Raw genomic sequence first — 14922 nt, forward strand, 5'->3', positions numbered from 1 at the left:
ATGACCGTCCACAAAACCAGCGTGCTCGTCCTGGACGCCGCGGAAGCCGAACGGCTCGCGGAGTTCTACGCCGCGCTCCTGGACGCGACCGCCCGGCCGGGTGAGAACCCCGACTTCGTCGAAGTCGTCGGGGAGCAGGGCATCTGCCTGGCCATCCACCGGGAGCGCGGTTACGCACCACCGAGCTGGCCCCGGCCGGAAGACGCGCAGCAGGCGCACCTGAGGATTCTCGTCGCCCCGGACGACATGGACGAGGCGGAACGCGAGGCCGTCTCCCTCGGCGCGAAGCCCGTCGACGCGAAGGACAACACCGGCCCGCGCCACACCCGCACCTACTCGGACCCGGCGGGCCACTCCTTCGTCCTGACCGCTACGTCCTAGTGAGCCCGTCGGCTGGCGACGAACGCGGCGAAGGCCGACCAGGCGGCCGGGGTCAGGCGCAGGACAGGCCCTGTGAGGTCCTTGGAGTCGCGCACGGCTACGGTTCCGGGGATGTTCCGGGCGACTTCGACGCACTCGCCGTTCCCGCTACTGAAGCTTGACTTGACGAACTCGAAGTACGGCACGGCTTACAGCTCCTTGCGGATGCGCTCGACCAGGGCGAGGGAGTCGCGGGGAGCGAGTCCGTTCCGGGCGATCCGGCCGAACGCGGCGTCGTGGCGGGCGGCGTCCGCCTCGCTCTCCAGCCACAGGGTAGACGACGTGGTGTCCATGTAGACCACGTCCATCGCGCCTGATTCGGCGAACGAGACGATGCTGAAGGCGCTGGTCATGCCGGGGTGCGAACCGGCGATGAAGGGCACGACCTGCACCTTGACGTGGGGGTGACCGGCCGCCTGCACCAGGTGGGCGAGCTGTGCGCGCATCACGTCACGGCCGCCCACCAGTTGTCGGAGCGCTCCCTCGCCGATGAGCGCCCACAGCTGCAGGGGGTTGGCGTCGGTCAGACGCACCTGGCGGGCGATCTTGGCTTCAACGAAGCGTTCGATCTCGTCGGGGTCGTCCCAGTCCGCGTTGCCGACCGCAAGCGCCCTGGCGTAGTCCGGGGTCTGCAAGAGGCCCGGCACAAAGGCGCCCTGCCAGGTACGCACACCGGTAGCGATGTCCTCCAGCGCCACGTACTCGACGAGAGCGCGCAGCTCGGGGTACTCGTTCCACCAGCCTTTGACCTTGCGACGCTCGCGGTCCGTCTTCGCCAAGCTCAGCAGTCGGTCAACGACCTGAGCGTCGCTGACCCCGTACAGCTCGCACAACGCGCGGATATCCGGCTCCCGGAACGGAACCCAGCCCTTCTCCATCTTGGCCACCTTGGCCGCGGTCGCCGACAGCGCGGCGGCCGCCTGGGGCTGCGTGAGCCCGGCGGCGTCCCGCAGCCGCAGCAACTCGCCGCCCAACTTCCGGGCGAGAACGGTGGATACGCGGTTTCCCCGACTTGGTTGCTCTGCCGCCATGGGGTCAGTGTGCAGTCCGGAACAGACCCGAACAAGTCTCGGAGACAGATGTCTCCGAGACTGCTTGCGCCAAGTTGCAGCACGCCGCTACCGTCAGTGCTCAACCGCTCGCACAGCGGCGTCACTTGACGCAAGGAGGGGCACCCCCATGTCCGAGCCCAACCCCAACCCCAACACCGGTGGCGACCGGTACGACGTCGCCACCTACACCCCGCACCCGAAGAGCGTCCCGGCCCTCCGCAGACGCGTCGCCGAGCGCGTCACGACGTGGGGTCACCCCGAGGTCGCAGGTGACGCGGCGTTGCTCGCCAGCGAGTTGAGTACGAACGCCCTGCTACACGGCAGCCTGCGGGACCGCCTGTTCCGTGTGGAGCTCTTCCTCACGCGCAACACGCTGCGAGTGGCAGTGACCGACCCGAAGGGCGAGCATCCCCCGTCCCCGCGACAGCCGGGCCGGGACGACCAGTTCGGCCGAGGCCTCCTCATCGTGGGCACCCTGGCCGCCCGCTGGAACGTCGAGAGCCTCGCCGTAGGCAAGACGGTCTGGGCCGAGCTCGACTTACCGTCAGCCGCCGCCCGGACCGTCGACCTCCGCACCCCGTGAGACGGCCGCTACCGTGCACGTACGCGACGCAGAGGAGTGGGCCATGGCGGACTGCGACATCGCGATCAAGATCCTCATGGTGGGCGGCACAGCCGTCTGACCTCGGGAGGAGATCAGGCGTGCCCCCTCCTCACCGGGGGCCGCCGCTGGCGCCAGCGGCGCGGAGCAGCTCCGCTGCCCTCGGGTGCGGACCGCGCAGCGCCCACTCAAGAGGCGACCAGCCGCTCCCGTGGTCCTCGCGCAGGTTCGGATCGGCGCCGAAGGCGAGAAGCTCGCGCACGGTCTCGGCGTGGCCCCAACAGGCGGCCCCGCACAGCGGGGTGCCTTCCGAACCATCCCCGCTCTCCCGGTCGGGCGAAGCTCCCGCGGCCAGCAGGCACCGGACCTTGTCCGCGGCCCCGTGGACGGACCCCGCATAGAGCGGCGTGGTCCCGTCGGCGTCGGCCAGATCCGGGTGCGCACCGACCCGAAGGAGCGCCTCGACCTCGGCAAGGTCACCAAACACCATCGCCCCGACAAGACGCCGCGTCAGCTTCTTCTGCCGCCGCCTGTTCACGATCGACTCCCCTCCAGCACGGCTCCGCAGTCTCCCACACGGCCCGATCTCCCAGCCGTCCGCTACCCTCCCCATTCCGTGAAGCGGAATTCAGGTTCCAGTTCTGGACATGTGAAGGCGAGAACAAGCCAATCAGCGCAGTCCCCCTACGTCACTCTCCGCCCCCACGCACTAACGTTCCGATGTCGCCGCCGTACCAGGAGCACAGGGCTCCCAGGGAATCGCGGTGCCAGGGGTGTCCCCCGTGATGCAGACACACGACACGAACCAGACGCTCGGAGCCTTCGAGGTTCTGCCCTTCAGCCGGACCTGCCAGATCATCTGGGAGGAGGGTGACCATGTCCTCATCGGAGTGAGTCCAGGCAACAGTTACTTCAACGCCGAGCGGATCGCCGAGCTCGCCGACTGGGCGCAGCGGCGGTTCGCTGAGATCGACTTCGTGTACGCGGATCTCCATGTGGAGGAGATGTTCGCGGCCTTCGGGTACAGCAGGGAGCACGCCGCCCGGCGGGCCGCCAAGGAGCTCAAAGCGGTACGGAGGCGGCTGGTCAAGGGAGTTGGGCGGGCCGGGCCGCCGGAAGGGAGTACCAGGGTGCGGGGGCTCTCGGAGTTCGGGGGCAATCCCGTGTACCAGTTGCAGCATCGGCGGGTGCGGCACTTCATGGAGCACGATGACGCGTTCCGCAAGGGGTGTGAGGACATGGTGCGGTACTTCCTTGAGGCCAAGGTGGGGGATGGCGAGGCCCCCAGCGAGTGGCAGCGGCGTGTCTGTCTGGACTACATCGCGGCCGAGTTGCCGTTCTTCGTGGATACGCCGGGGATTCTGGGCGTGCCGAGTTCGGTGGCCGCGTACCACACGGTGATGCCGTTGACCGAGGTGCTGTACGCGCGGGGCGGCGGGCTGCGGGCCACCCGTAACCAGGCGTATGCGGTCGTGCGGCCGGAAGGGCTGGAGAGGCCGGAAGGCGGTGTGGCTCGTGCGGCGTGAGGACGAGGTCCTGGTGGACTTTCCGTTGTCGCGGCGGGGGGATGTGCTGCCCCGAGAGTGCGCCTGGCTGCGCGAGAAACAACCCGTCGCCAGGGTGCGGACACTCACCGGCGACCAGGCCTGGCTGGTGAGTTCGTACGCGCTGGCCAAGCAGGTGCTGGAGGACGAGCGGTTCAGTCTGAAGGACACCGCGCTGGAGGGGGTGCCTCGGCAGTATGCGCTCACCATTCCGCCCGAAGTCGTCAACAACATGGGGAACATCAACAGCGCCGGGTTGCGCGGTGCGGTGATGAAGTCCCTCAATCCGAAGGCGGACGGGCTGGAAGGCTGGCTTCGGGGACGGGCCCATGAGCTGATTGACGGGCTCGTCGCGGAGGGGCCTCCCGTCGATCTGCGCGGCGGGTTCGCCGATCCGTTCTCGGCCGCGCTGCACTGCAGGGTGATCGGGGCGCCGTTCGCGGACTGGCGGCGGCTGATGTCGAGCCTGGACATCGCGTTCATGACCAGCGCGCGACCGTTCGAGGAGTCGGCGCTCAACTGGTACAAGGACGTCGGATACATGGTCGACCGGCTGAACGGGCCTGTGGAGCTGCGCTCCGGGCTGCTGGGGCGGCTGGCCGCACTGCGGGAGAACGATCCGGACTCGGCTCATCTGACGGACGAGATGCTGGCGACCGTCGCCGTGTCGTTGTTCGGGGCGGGGGCCGTGTCCACCTCCGCCTTCCTCGTCCTTGCCGTACTCGCTCTGCTGCAGCGGCCCGAACTCGTCGGGTATCTGCGGGGCCGTCCCGAGCGCATGGGGCGCGCCGTCGACGAGTTGCTGCGGTGGAACCTCTCCATCGGCGACGGGCTGCCCCGACTCGCCTCGGACGATGTGCGGTTGGGAGATGTGCTGGTGCGGAAGGGGGAGTTGGTGCTCGTGCTGGTCGAGGGGGCCAACTTTGATCCGGAAGTGTTCGATGATCCTGAGCGGCTCGATCTGGAACGTACGGACAATCCGCATCTCGCCTTTGGCGCCGGGCGGCACTTCTGCCCCGCGACCGCACTCGGCCGGACCCATGCCGAGGTAGCGCTCACCGCGCTGGTGGAGCGGCTGCCCGAGCTGCGGCTCGCGGTGCCGCAGGAGCAACTGGTGTGGCGTACGGGGTTCATCAAGCGGTTGCCGGAGCGGTTGCCCGTGGCCTGGTGAGAGCCTGTCTTTGAGGTCCCTGTACGGACACAAGAGCGCCCCGGAGCGCGAAGCTCCGGGGCGCCTGCTCCACCTCAGACGTCAGTCGGCCGTCGGGCGGTAGTGCGGATTGCTCCGGCACTTCGACATGATCTCGGTCGCGGTCTCCTTGTCGATCGGGCAGACCCCGATGATGAACTCGCGCGCGACGCCGCCGGGGAAGGCGACCTCCACCTGCTCGGCGTACTTGTGGGTGTCGCCGATCGTCTTGTTGACGTCAATGCCGTTCGGGGCGTCGATGTAGTAGTTGAAGGCCCCGGGCTTCATCCACTTCGCCCACTCCTTGAACAGGTCGTGGTCATAGGTGGTGGAGACGAACGGCGACGGCTGGTTCTTGAGGACGTACTTCTCCAGGTCGTACTGGCCGTTGACCGTGTCCTTGGGGTGGAAGCCCTCCTTGAAGATGACCTTCGGGTCGCGGCCGTCGGCCCGGTAGAGGGTCTTGCAGTCCTCCCGGTACACCGGCTCCGGGGTGATCCTGGTGAGGTCGATGGGGCGTTCGGCCGCGGCGTGCAGCTTGTCGGGGACGACCGGGCAGGCCGGGGCCGCCGCGAACCCGGCGGAGGAGACGGATGAGGCAGAGGAAGCGGGGGCGGCGGAGGGTCCTGCGGCCTCCGTGGCGGCGGCCGGGACCAGGAAGGTTGCCAGGGACAGGGCGACGGCAGCGGCCCGCCGCCGCAGGCGAGTTGTGATCACGGGAGTCATGGTGATCAGCATCTCGGCGTCGCGGTGGCGGGCCGTGGACTGTCACCCGAAGGTGAGCGTGTCCCAAGTGGGTGCCGCAGTACGTGAGTCAGCGCGTGAGTCAGCGCGTAAGTCAGCGCGTAAGTCAGCGGAAGATGCCGGTGTGGCCCAGCGAGTAGCGGCCCGGCTGCGGATAGACGGTCAGGCCGTGCGGGCCGCCGCCGACCGGGATGCGGGCCAGCTGGACGCCGGTCCTGGTGTCGATGGCGTACACCTCGGAGTCGTAACGCCCCGAAAGCCAGAGCACCTTGCCGTCGGCGGAGATGTTGCCCATGTCGGGGCTGCCGCCGTCCGGGAGCCACCACTTCTTGGTCAGCTTGTTCTTGGCGAAGTCGAAGACCGAGATCGAGCCCTCGCCGCGGTTGGGGACGAACATCTCCTTGGAGTCGCGGCTGATGTACAGGCCGTGGCAGCCCTTGCCGGTGGGCAGCAGCGTCGGCTCGGTGAACTTCTCGCCGTCCAGGACCCACATGCCGTGGGCCTTCATGTCGGCGATGTAGAAGGTCTCGCCGTCGGGTGAGATCTTCACGTCCTGCGGCATCGCGCCCTTGAAGGGCAGCTTCTGCTGGCCGATGACCTTCATCTTCTCGGTGTCCACCTTGAGGAGTTCACCGGAGAACTCGCAGGACACGATGAAGTAGCGGCCGTCGAGCGAGAAGTCCGCGTGGTTGACGCCCGCGCAGGTGACCGGCTCGGTGTGCACCCGGTCCATGGTGTGCGGGTCGCGGAAGACCAGCTCGCGGTCCATCGAGGCCATCACCACGGCGTGCTTGCCGTTGGGCGTGAAGTAGAGGTTGTACGGGTCGTGCACCTCGACCGGCTTGCCCGCCTTGCCGTTGGCCGGGTTGATCGGGGTGAGGGTGTGGCCGCGGTTGTTGTTGACCCAGAGCGTCTTCATGTCCCAGGAGGGGACGACGTGCTGAGGGTGGTTGCCGACCGGGATGGTCTCGATGACCTTGAACTTCTCCGGGTCGATGACCGAGACGGTGTTGGAGGTGGTGTTGGGGACGTACACCCGGGTGGGGAAGTCCTTGACCACCGGGGAGAGTTTGTCCGGGCGGTTGGCGGCGTAGATGTCCGTGGGGTCGAGCACCGGCGGCATACCGGGCAGCCCGTAGATCGCCTTGGGCTTGGCGGGTTTCGCGGGCTTGGCGGGGGCCTTCTTGCCGCGGGCCTCGTCCGCGGTCTGGTCGGCCGGGGTCCCACAGCCCGCGAGGAGCGCTCCGGTGGCCAGCAGGGCGCCGACGAGCAGCGCGCGGGATCGTTGGGTGAAGTGCAGCATCAGGTCAGCAGCTCCGTGGTGGTGACCGCGCTCAGGCCGCGGCGGTCGATTTCTTCCAGGACGGCGGGCAGCGCGGCGACCGTGTCCGCGTACCCGAAGTGCAGGCTCACCACCGATCCCTTACGGACCTGGCCGGCCACCGTGCGGATGACGGTCGTGGCGCCCGGCGAGGTGAAGTCGAGAGAGTCGAGGTCGTAGGAGAGGACATGCGGATAGCCGGCGCGGTGGGCCAGCCGCTGGACGAGGGGGCTCGCCCGCTGGGTGCGGGACGGCCGGAACCAGGTGCCGATGGAACCGGTCAGCCGACGCAGCCGGCCCGCGCACCCGGTGATCTCCGCGTACGCCTCCCGCTCGGGCATGGAATTGATGTCGAGGTGGCGCTGGGTGTGGTTGCCGAGTTCATGGCCGCCGTCGAGGATGCGGCGGGCCATCGCGGGGTACGCGTCGAGCCAGCGTCCGACGGCCAGCACGGTGACCCGGGCACCGGCCCGCTCGGCCTCGGCGAGCAGGGCGCGGGCCGTGGCGGGGTCGCCCTGGCCATGGAAGGTGAGGGCGACGCGGGCCTGGTCGCGGGGGCCGTGCTCGATCTGCGCGGGGAGTCCGGGGAAGCGTCGGGGGCCCGGGGCCGGGGGTGCCGGAGTCGCGGACCGTTTCGGGGTGCGCTCAGCCGTGGAGCAGCCGGTAGCGAGCGTGCCCGCGAGGGCGAGCAGGGCACCGGCACGCAGGGCACCGCGGCGGTCGGTCGTGGTCACGCGACCATTTAAGGGGGGAACATCCGAGATAAGGATGATTGACCCGAATTCGGGCCTTTGCGGGTCGCGACCTCAAGGGATGGACCCAGGGTTGATCGACTGCTGATCGCTTAGCACGCGGCTAATTTAGTTAGCGTTTACAAGGCAAGTGCGCTAAGTCACCAAGGATTCAGATTCGAAGCGACCGCATATCGAGTGGTTTGTCTGAGTATGCGACTTTAGCTTGGGGCGCGTCGGTCTGCCATAGTCGAACGCAACGACCCCCATTGACCCGGGCCAGGTCGTCAAGGCGGCCGTGGATCACACCCCCGAAGATCCCGGCGCACCACATGGAAGCCCCCGCGGCGCCGCATCACGGCGCGAGGGGGCTTCCGTGCGTTCACAGTCAGCCCGAAACCTTCACCCCGCAGCGCGCAGCCCCCGCGTATCAGCGGTCGGCGTATCAGCGGTCGGTGACGCGCATCTCGAACCAGGTCGTCTTGCCGCGCGGTAAGAGATCCACGCCCCACCGGTCGGAGAGCTTGTCCACCAGGAAGAGGCCGCGGCCGCTGATGTCCAACTCATGGACCGGCATCAGGCACGGCAGCCCGCGCGAGGGATCGCGCACCTCGACTCTTATCCAGCCGCGACGCCGCAGCATCCGCAGCCCGAACACCCGGGCGCCGGTGTGCCGTACGGCGTTACCGACGAGCTCGGAGACCAGCAGCACAGCGATTTCGGCGATGGCCGGGGAGAGTGTCCACTGGCGCAGGACGACCACCTGGGTCAGTCGGCGCGCGGCACCCGCCGACTCCGGACGAGACGGCAGCGGGACCTCGGCCTCCGTCGGATTTCCGAACAACTCCAGTGCTTTGAGCGCCCGTTCGTCCTCGACGGCCGGTGTCCATCGCATCGCGGTCGCACTCCCGTGCTGCCGCGACGATTCACTGCCTTCCAGCCCCGCCATCCCCCCATCATGGCGTCACAGCACGGCCCTTGGGGGCTTTCCAGGGGAATACGCCCCCCGGAACCATCGGTTCCGGAGGGCCGTCCTGGCATATGCCGAAGGCACTTAGGGCCCCGTTGTGCCCCACCTGAGCTGCGATAACAATCCGTCCGGAGTTGATCACCCAGAGTTCGCAGCAAGTGAATCTTAAGGTTCACTTAAGGCTCAGATAAGGTGCCCCTTTGAGGGACCCCGGTCAACTGACGCCACTTCAGAGGAACTTCGCCTTGCCCGGACCCTCCTCCACGAAGCTGCGCATCCCCCGCTCGCGGTCCTCGGTGGCGAACAGCCCGGCGAACCAGTTCCGTTCGATGGTCAGGCCGGTGTCGATGTCCGTCTCCAGGCCCGCGTCGATCGACTCCTTGGCCGCGCGCAGCGCGATGGCCGGCCCCTGGGCGAGCTTCGCGGCCCAGGCGTGCGCCTGCTCGTACACCTCGGCGGCGGGTACGACCCGGTCCACCAGGCCGAGCGAGAGGGCCTCGTCGGCCCTCACCATCCGGCCGGTGAAGATGAGGTCCTTCGCCTTGGAGGGGCCGACCAGGCGGGACAGGCGCTGGGTGCCGCCCGCGCCGGGGATCAGGCCGAGCAGGATCTCCGGCTGGCCGAGCTTGACGTTGTCGGCGGCGATGCGGTAGTCGGCGCAGAGGGCCAACTCGCAGCCGCCGCCCAGGGCGTAGCCGGTGACGGCGGCGACCACGGGCTTGGGGATCCTGGCCACGGCGGTGAAGGACTCCTGCAGGGCCCCGGAGCGTACGACCATGGCCGTGTGGTCCATGGCCTGCATCTCCTTGATGTCCGCGCCGGCCGCGAACACCTTCTCACCGCCGTAGAGGATCACTGCGCGGACGTCGTCGCGGCGGGTCGCCTCTTCGGCGAGCTCCTTGAGCCGGTCCTGGGTTGCGATGTCCAGGGCGTTCATCGGAGGACGGTCCAGGCGGATGGTGCCGACGCCCTCGGAGACTTCGAGATTCACGGTCATGGGAGGCAGGTTAACTGCCGCTAACGGCGACGGGCCCGGTGCCGTTGCTCACAGCACCGGGCCCGTCGTACGAACTGCTACTTCTCCCACTTGTCCCAGGGCAGGTTCCAGCCGTTCAGGCCGTTCCACCACTGGATCTTCTTGTCCTTGGAGTTCTTCACGATGACCACATCGCCGATCATGGACTTCTTGAAGAGCCAGGCACCGGGCGTCTTGCCGTCATAGCCGCCGCGCACATCGCGCAGGCCGACGCACCCGTGGCTGACGTTCTCCGAGCCGAAGGTGGACGCGCTCGCCCAGTAGTTGCCGTGGATGAAGGTGCCCGAGGTCGACAGACGCATCGCGTGCGGTACGTCCTTGATGTCGTACTCGCCGCCGAAGCCGACCGTGGCGCCGTCCATCCGGGTCACCTTGAGCTTCTCGGTGATGACCATCTGGCCGTTGTACGTCGTGGTCGCCGGCGCGCCCGCGGTGATCGGGATGGTCTTGATGGTCTTGCCGTCCCGCTTGACCGTCATCGTCTTCTTCTTGGCGTCGACCACGCTCACCTGCTCGCGGCCGATGGTGAACTTCACGGTCTTGGACTGCTCGCCGTACACGCCGTCGCGGCCCTCGACGCCGTCCAGGTTGAGCTTCACGGTGACCTTGGTGCCCGGCTTCCAGTACTTCTCCGGGCGGAAGTCCAGGCGGTCGTTGTCGTACCACTTGTGCCGGATCTCGACCTTGGGCGAGGTGCTGACCTGGATGGCCTTCGCCACGTCGTCGGGGTTGGTGATCCCGCGGGTGAACTTGACCGAGAACGGCATTCCGACGCCGACCTTGGAGCCGTCCTCCGGCGTGAAGTGGCCGATGAAGGTGTTCTGCGGGGTCAGCGTGGTGAAGGTGGTGTCCTTGGCCGCCGTACGCCCCTCGGAGTCCTTGGCCGTGGCGTGCACCTTGTACTTGGTCGACGCGGCCAGGTGGTGCGCGGGCTTCCAGGTGGCGCCGTCCTCGGATATCTCACCGGGGATGGCGTTGCCCGCGGTGTCCTGGACCTTGACGTCCGTCAGCTCGCCCTTGTCCGCGGTGACCTTCAGGGTCCCGCTGGTGGCGACGGACTCGGCGCCGTCCTTGGGCGACACGGCCACCACGGCCTGCGAGGGCCGGTTGTCACTGGGCGTCTTGTCGGCGCCGACCTTCTTCTTCTCCCCGTCGCCTTCGCCGCCGGAATCGGAGCCCCCTGGTCCGCACGCGGTGGCCGCCAGCAGTACGGCGCCGAGCGCCAGGGCCAGCGGCCCCGCGTTACGGCGGCGCCGCTGTGCCCCAACCGATGCCCCCGATATCGGTCGCCCGTTCACGATCTTTCTCCCCTCACATGGCCTGGTCAGGCCCGCCATGTGGCCAGGTCCCGGCCCAGCGCACGGCGACAGGTAATCACACCGCCATGGGGGTATGGACCCCTGGGATTGTCACCGTTCAGCCTCAAACCGACGCGGCGTCTCACCTCAGGGTGGAGCCCGCCTTCCACTTGGCCCAGGTCAGGTTCCAGCCGTTCAGCCCGTTGTCCGGTGCGACCGTTTTATCCGCGGAGTTGCGCACCTCGACCACATCCCCGATCAGGCTGCGGTCGAAGAACCAGCCCGCGGGGGTCTCGGCGCTGCCGCCCTTCACATCGCGCAGCCCCACACAGCCATGGCTGACGTTCGCGTTGCCGAAGGTGTCCGCCGCCGCCCAGTAGTTCCCGTGCAGGAAGGTGCCCGACGTGGTCAGCCGCATGGCGTGCGGGACGTCGGGGATGTCGTACTCGCCCTTGCCGTCGCTGTCCGTGAAGCCGACCGTGGCGCCGTTCATCCGGGTCACCTCAAGCATCTCGGTGACCACCATCTTCCCGTTGTACGTGGTGGTCTTGGCGGAGCCCGCGGTGATCGGGACGGTGGACACCAGCTCGCCGTCCCTGCGGACCTCCATGGTCTTCTTCTTGGCGTCCACCAGGGACACCTGGCTGCGGCCGATCGTGAAACCGAACGTCTTGTGCTGCAGCCCGTAGACGCCGGGCGCCGCCTCCACATCGCGCAGTCTCAGGTCGACGGTGACCTTGGTGCCCGGCTTCCAGTACTCCTTGGGGCGGAAGTCCAGACGGGACTTCCCGAACCAGTGGCCCGCCACCGGAACGGCGGGGTCCGCGGTCACCCTGACGGCGCGTTCGACGGCGGCACGGTTCTTCACCTCGCGGTTGAACTCCAGGGAGACGATCATTCCGGTGCCGACGACGGAGCGGTTCTCCGGGGTCACATAGGCGACGAAGCGCTCTTCGGGCACGTACGTCGTGAAGGTGGTGTGGCGGGCCTGACGGCGGCCGTGGCCGTCCAGGGCGACCGCGTCCACCACGTACTTGGCGGCCAGCGCGAGCTTCTTGTCGTCGGGCTCCCAGCTCAGCCCGTCGGTGGAGATCCGGCCCGGCACCGGCTGCTCCTGGGCGTCCTGCGATCTGACCACCTTCACGGACTCCAGGCGCCCGTCCGGGACCTTCACCCTGATGCCGTTGTCCGCCGGGACGCCCCGCTTGCCGTCGTCCGGGGTGACCTGGATGGCCTCGGCGGGCGAGCGTTGCTTGCCGAACACCGTGCCGATCCCGTCCCCGGAGCAGCCGGTCAGGAGGCCTGCCCATGTCAGTACCGCGGCCAACGCGGCCCCTGCGCGCCGAGCGCGTCTCGCAACCTGTTTCACGTGCTCCCCAACGACCGCCCCCCTCCGGGGGAAACGTGAGTGCGGGCCCGGTTGAGGGCAGAACACTGGGGAGGACCACACGTAGGGAGCCGCGGCCGGGACGCCGTACGCCCTCGTACAGCCGTTGGTTGGCGTCGGTCCCACCGAGCCGCGGGAGGCTGACAGGTGACGAGGGCACCCGAGCAGGAGGCAGCTCAGACAGGTCCGACAAGCCAGGTAGTTCCGAAGAGCCAAGCAGCTGCGAAGAGCCAAGCCGTTCCGACAAGCAACGGGCAGGCCAAGTCGGTGGTCACCGGCGGCGACGGCCGGAGCGACGGAACCCCGCAGCCCGACCACCGCCCGGTCTGGCCCGGCGCCCCGACACCGCTCGGGGCACGCTTCCGGGCCGGACCCGACGGCGTCGCGGGCACCAACTTCGCCCTGTGGGCGGGCGGGGCCGAGGCGGTCCAGCTCTGCCTCTTCGACGACGACGGCCACGAGACCCGCTGCCCGCTGACCGAACTGACGCACGAGATCTGGCACGGCTTCGTGCCGGATGTGCTGCCGGGGCAGCGGTACGGCTACCGCGTACACGGCCGCTGGGACCCCTGGACCGGCGCCCGCTGGAACCCGGCGAAGCTGCTCCTCGACCCGTACGCCAAGGCCGTCGACGCGGTCCGCGGGCAGGACTACGGGGCACTGCCCGCCGAGGTGTACGGGCATGTCCGCGACTGGCCCGAGCAGCACGTCGCCGACACCGTGCGCGACGACCGGGACTCGGCGCCGTACGTCCCCAAGGGGGTGGTGGTGCACGACGACGCGCCGGGCGACGAGTGGAGCGAGGACCGCAGGCCCAAGACGCCCTGGGCCGACTCGGTCATCTACGAGCTGCATGTGAAGGGCTTCACCAAGCTCCATCCGGGGATTCCCGAAGAACTGCGCGGGACGTACGCCGGTCTCGCCCATCCCGCCGCGATCGACCATCTCGTACGGCTCGGAGTGACCGCCGTCGAACTGCTGCCGGTGCACCAGTTCGCGCACGAGGACCATCTGCTGCGGCGCGGGCTGCGCAACTACTGGGGCTACAACTCGATCGGGTACTTCGCGCCGCACGCTGCCTACGCGGCGAGCGGCAGCACCGGGCAGCAGGTCGGCGAGTTCCGGCGGATGGTGCGGGCGCTGCACGACGCGGGCATCGAAGTGATCCTGGACGTGGTCTACAACCACACGGCCGAGGCGAACGAACTGGGCCCGATGCTGTCGCTGCGCGGCATCGACAACCAGGGCTACTACCGGCTGCAGTCCGACGCGCGCCGGTACGCGGACTACACCGGGTGCGGCAACACCCTGCACGTGGTGCGGCCCCAGGTGCTCCGGCTGATCACCGACTCGCTGCGGTACTGGGTCACCGAGATGGGCGTGGACGGGTTCCGCTTCGACCTGGCGGCGGCGCTGGCCCGCTCCTTCCACGATGTCGACATGCTGTCGCCGTTCCTGGCGGTGATCGCGCAGGACCCGGTGCTGCGCCGGGTGAAGCTGATCGCCGAGCCGTGGGACGTGGGCTCCGGCGGCTACCAGGTGGGCGCGTTCCCACCCCTGTGGACCGAGTGGAACGACCGCTACCGCAATGCCGTACGGGACTTCTGGCGCGGGGCGCTGCCTGACGTACGGGACCTGGGGTACCGGCTCTCGGGATCGAGCGACCTGTACGCGTGGGGCGGGCGGCGGCCGTACGCCTCGGTCAACTTCGTCACCGCGCACGACGGGTTCACGCTGCGCGATCTCGTGACGTACGAGCACAAGCGCAACGAGGGCAACGGCGAGGGCAACCGGGACGGGACGAACGACAACCGGTCCTGGAACTGCGGCACCGAAGGCGAGACCACCGATCCCGCCGTCACCGCGCTGCGGCGACGGCAGCTGCGGAACCTGCTGACCACGCTGCTGCTGTCCACGGGGGTGCCGATGCTGGTCGCCGGGGACGAGTTCGGGCGCACCCAGGGCGGCAACAACAACGCGTACTGCCAGGACGGGCCCGTCAGTTGGCTGGACTGGTCGCTCCTCGAAGAGCCCGGCTGGCGGTCGCTGTTCGAGCTCGCCTCCCGGCTCACCGCGCTACGACACGCCCATCCGGTGCTGCGCCGCCGCGCGTTCTTCTCGGGGCGGGCGCACGGGGCGGACGGGTTGCGGGATCTGGCGTGGTTCACGGCGGGCGGTACGGAGATGACGGAGCGGGACTGGTACGCGCCGTCGGCGACGGTGGGGATGTACCTGTCGGGGCGGGATATCCCTGGGCGGGACGCGCGGGGGGAGCCGGTCGTCGACGACAGCTTTCTGGCGGTGCTGCACAGTGGGGAGGGGGCGGTGTCGTTCGTGTTGCCGGGGGCGCCGTGGGCGTCGACGTATGAGGTGGTGGTGGACACGTCGCTGGAGGAGCAAGGGGTTGCGCCTGCTGCGTCGTACCGGGCAGGGGCGGCGGTGACGGTTCCCGCGCGGACGGTGCTGTTGCTGCGGGCCAACTCCAGCCCGGCCGGCGTTTGAGGCCATCCTTCAGCCCGGCCGGCGTTTGAGCCTTTCGGGAAGGGGCGGGGTGGGGGATCAATCTCTGACCCGCACTGGTCTGGACCGGAGTATTGCCCCGACGGCAGGTCCGGACCAAGCTCACCCC

At 68.7% G+C, this 14922-nt stretch carries 15 protein-coding genes; 5 read left to right on the forward strand and 10 right to left on the reverse strand.

Features of this window, described 5'->3' with window-relative positions:
• Entirely contained in the window at positions 1-381 is a 381-nt protein-coding gene (locus U9R90_RS09835; RefSeq protein ID WP_411056011.1) for a VOC family protein, read from the forward strand.
• Here U9R90_RS09835 and U9R90_RS09840 read toward each other — a convergent pair.
• Positions 378-566 (reverse strand): DUF397 domain-containing protein, encoded by a 189-nt coding sequence (locus U9R90_RS09840; protein ID WP_411056012.1) that lies wholly within the window; start codon positions 564-566, stop codon positions 378-380. The genes U9R90_RS09835 and U9R90_RS09840 overlap by 4 nt on opposite strands.
• 3 nt (positions 567-569) lie before the next feature.
• Entirely contained in the window at positions 570-1451 is an 882-nt protein-coding gene (locus U9R90_RS09845; RefSeq protein ID WP_411056013.1) for a helix-turn-helix domain-containing protein, read from the reverse strand.
• A 148-nt stretch (positions 1452-1599) separates the two neighbouring features.
• On the opposite strand from U9R90_RS09845, the gene U9R90_RS09850 reads away from it, so the two are divergent.
• Entirely contained in the window at positions 1600-2055 is a 456-nt protein-coding gene (locus U9R90_RS09850) for an ATP-binding protein (RefSeq protein ID WP_411056014.1), read from the forward strand.
• Positions 2056-2185: 130 nt separating this feature from the next.
• On the opposite strand, the gene U9R90_RS09855 is transcribed toward U9R90_RS09850, so the two are convergent.
• Positions 2186-2611: an ankyrin repeat domain-containing protein gene (locus U9R90_RS09855; protein WP_411056015.1), complete on the reverse strand. Its 426-nt coding sequence runs from the start codon at positions 2609-2611 to the stop codon at positions 2186-2188.
• Positions 2612-2858: 247 nt separating this feature from the next.
• Between U9R90_RS09855 and U9R90_RS09860 the strand changes: the two genes are divergently transcribed.
• Both U9R90_RS09860 and U9R90_RS09865 read left to right on the forward strand, forming a co-directional pair.
• The gene (locus U9R90_RS09860; RefSeq protein WP_411056016.1) at positions 2859-3599 is read left to right on the forward strand and encodes a tRNA-dependent cyclodipeptide synthase; all 741 of its coding nucleotides are present in this window, start codon (positions 2859-2861) and stop codon (positions 3597-3599) included.
• Positions 3589-4788, forward strand: coding sequence for a cytochrome P450 (locus tag U9R90_RS09865; protein ID WP_411056017.1), 1200 nt, complete (start codon positions 3589-3591; stop codon positions 4786-4788). Before U9R90_RS09860 ends, U9R90_RS09865 begins: the two co-directional genes overlap by 11 nt.
• 81 nt (positions 4789-4869) lie before the next feature.
• Here the strand turns inward: U9R90_RS09865 and U9R90_RS09870 are convergent, their stop codons facing one another.
• The 7 genes from U9R90_RS09870 to U9R90_RS09900 all read right to left on the reverse strand — a co-directional run bounded on the left by U9R90_RS09870 (position 4870) and on the right by U9R90_RS09900 (position 12233).
• The gene (locus U9R90_RS09870) at positions 4870-5523 is read right to left on the reverse strand and encodes an ADP-ribosyltransferase (RefSeq protein WP_411056018.1); all 654 of its coding nucleotides are present in this window, start codon (positions 5521-5523) and stop codon (positions 4870-4872) included.
• A gap of 133 nt (positions 5524-5656) precedes the next feature.
• Positions 5657-6853, reverse strand: coding sequence for a YncE family protein (locus U9R90_RS09875; RefSeq protein WP_411056019.1), 1197 nt, complete (start codon positions 6851-6853; stop codon positions 5657-5659).
• Positions 6853-7605, reverse strand: a complete 753-nt coding sequence (locus tag U9R90_RS09880; protein WP_411056021.1) for a polysaccharide deacetylase family protein — start codon at positions 7603-7605, stop codon at positions 6853-6855. Before U9R90_RS09880 ends, U9R90_RS09875 begins: the two co-directional genes overlap by 1 nt.
• A 442-nt stretch (positions 7606-8047) precedes the next feature.
• Positions 8048-8551 (reverse strand): ATP-binding protein, encoded by a 504-nt coding sequence (locus U9R90_RS09885; RefSeq protein ID WP_411056022.1) that lies wholly within the window; start codon positions 8549-8551, stop codon positions 8048-8050.
• Positions 8552-8801: 250 nt separating this feature from the next.
• A complete protein-coding gene (locus tag U9R90_RS09890; RefSeq protein ID WP_411056023.1) occupies positions 8802-9569 on the reverse strand; it encodes an enoyl-CoA hydratase/isomerase family protein in 768 nt (255 codons plus the stop codon).
• A gap of 77 nt (positions 9570-9646) precedes the next feature.
• The gene (locus U9R90_RS09895) at positions 9647-10906 is read right to left on the reverse strand and encodes a L,D-transpeptidase (RefSeq protein WP_411056024.1); all 1260 of its coding nucleotides are present in this window, start codon (positions 10904-10906) and stop codon (positions 9647-9649) included.
• Positions 10907-11048: 142 nt separating this feature from the next.
• Positions 11049-12233 (reverse strand): Ig-like domain-containing protein, encoded by a 1185-nt coding sequence (locus U9R90_RS09900; protein WP_411056025.1) that lies wholly within the window; start codon positions 12231-12233, stop codon positions 11049-11051.
• Between the two features lie 327 nt (positions 12234-12560).
• Between U9R90_RS09900 and glgX the strand changes: the two genes are divergently transcribed.
• A complete protein-coding gene (gene glgX, locus U9R90_RS09905; RefSeq protein ID WP_411056026.1) occupies positions 12561-14795 on the forward strand; it encodes a glycogen debranching protein GlgX in 2235 nt (744 codons plus the stop codon).
• Positions 14796-14922: the final 127 nt, after the last annotated feature.

The organism is Streptomyces sp. E11-3 (assembly GCF_046540415.1).
Taxonomy (GTDB): domain Bacteria; phylum Actinomycetota; class Actinomycetes; order Streptomycetales; family Streptomycetaceae; genus Streptomyces.